We start from the raw sequence: 1,697 nt of genomic DNA on the forward strand, positions 1-1,697 counted from the left end.
GGCGCAGCTCGCGAACACGTACCGGCAGCTCGCCAGCACGAACGCCGAGACGATCATTCGGGCCCTGGTCAATGAGAACTGCGGGCCGGGCGCCGGGTCGGGACCCAGGCGACGGTCCTCGTTCAGCGCGCTGATCGCCGCGATGTCCTCGGTGTCGAGCGAGAAGTCGAAGACGTCGATGTTCTCCTTGATCCGGGACGGGGTCACGGACTTGGGGATCACGACGTTGCCCAGCTGGATGTGCCAGCGCAGCACGATCTGGGCCGGAGTGCGGTTGTGCTTCTGGGCGATGGCGACGATCGCCGGGACCTCCAGCAGGCCCTTGCCCGAACCGAGCGGAGACCAGGCCTCGGTGGCGATGCCCTGCTGCGCGTGGTACTCGTGGGCCGCGTGCTGCTGGAGGTGCGGGTGCAGCTCGATCTGGTTGACGGCCGGGATGACGGACGTCGCCTCGATCAGCTTCTCCAGGTACTCCGGGTAGAAGTTGGAGACACCGATGGCCTTGACCCGGCCGTCCGTGTAGAGCTTCTCGAAGGCCTTGTACGTGTCGATGTACTTGCCCCGGGACGGCAGCGGCCAGTGGATCAGATACAGGTCGAGGTAGTCCAGGCCGAGCTTCTCGAGGGAGGTGTCGAACGCGCGGAGCGTCGAGTCGTACCCCTGGTCGCTGTTCCAGAGCTTGGTGGTGACGAAGAGGTCCTCGCGGGGGATGCCGGAGGTGGCGATGGCCTTGCCCGTGCCCTCCTCGTTGCCGTAGATCGCCGCGGTGTCGATGCTGCGGTATCCGGACTCCAGCGCCGTGGCGACGGCCTGCTCCGCCTCGTCGTCCGGGACCTGCCAGACACCGAAGCCCAGCTGCGGCATCTCGACGCCGTTGTTCAGGATGATCGGGGGGACCTTGCTCACGAGCTCTCGATCCTTCAGTCGTCGGGTGATACTCCCATGGTCAACGATCACCAGCCGTAATGCATTCCTGACCGGCTGATTCGCTGTGGATTCCTGGTGAGGGTCGGAGATTGGCCGGAAATGGATCCGACGTTATCGGTCCGGACCATTGACCGGGTTCCGTCATCCGACCACTCTGTAGGGCGTCACCGAACGGGTTCATGAACTCGGTGCATGCATGTGAACATCAGCACCTGTCTGGGCTCTAAACCCCCCACCCATCAGGAAAGCAGGTATGCGCACATGAACAAGAGCGCCCTCGAAGGCCGCCGCGCGGAGCAGGTCATTCGGGAAACATCGGAGGAAAGGGTCTGGGAGACCCCCGGGTATCTGGTCGTCGAGACCGCCCTCGAGGTCACCGCGTACGCGCTCGGCGACCGCCTGGGCCCGGTGGCCGAACGAGCGCCGGCCGGGCGACACCTGGCACGTACGGCGTAGGGCCTGTCCGGCGGATCATGCCGGAGACGCGGGGCTTGGCGCGCGTGTCTGCGGCGTTGTCGTCGGTTGCCGACTCCCCCGAGCTCTCGGCTTCGCTGGGGCAGGGGGACCCCCATCGCGTCGTCGCCCTCCTCCGCCTTGCGGCTGCACGCACCAAGCCCCGCTCATCTGCGTTAGTGAGGCACCGTTGCTTTTCTCCGACCTGATCTGCCGGACAGGCCCTAGGCCCTGTCGTCAAATTCCCGTCCGCCCCGCGACGCCATGCACGCACTCTCACCGCACCAGGCACAGACCCGAGTACGTCCAGTACGAGG

The 1,697-nt window shown here is 65.9% G+C and carries 1 protein-coding gene and 1 pseudogene; one reads left to right on the forward strand and one right to left on the reverse strand.

From position 1 onward, the window contains the following. Positions 1-90 precede the first annotated feature (90 nt). Positions 91-864 (reverse strand): annotated as a pseudogene (locus tag ABZ656_RS57810) (aldo/keto reductase); the annotation flags it as partial. A 324-nt stretch (positions 865-1,188) separates the two neighbouring features. Here ABZ656_RS57810 and ABZ656_RS57815 point away from each other — a divergent pair. Further along, positions 1,189-1,383 (forward strand): hypothetical protein, encoded by a 195-nt coding sequence (locus ABZ656_RS57815; RefSeq protein ID WP_101401874.1) that lies wholly within the window; start codon positions 1,189-1,191, stop codon positions 1,381-1,383. Positions 1,384-1,697: the final 314 nt, after the last annotated feature.

The sequence above is a fragment of the Streptomyces sp. NPDC007095 genome, from assembly GCF_040634475.1.
Lineage (GTDB): Bacteria > Actinomycetota > Actinomycetes > Streptomycetales > Streptomycetaceae > Streptomyces.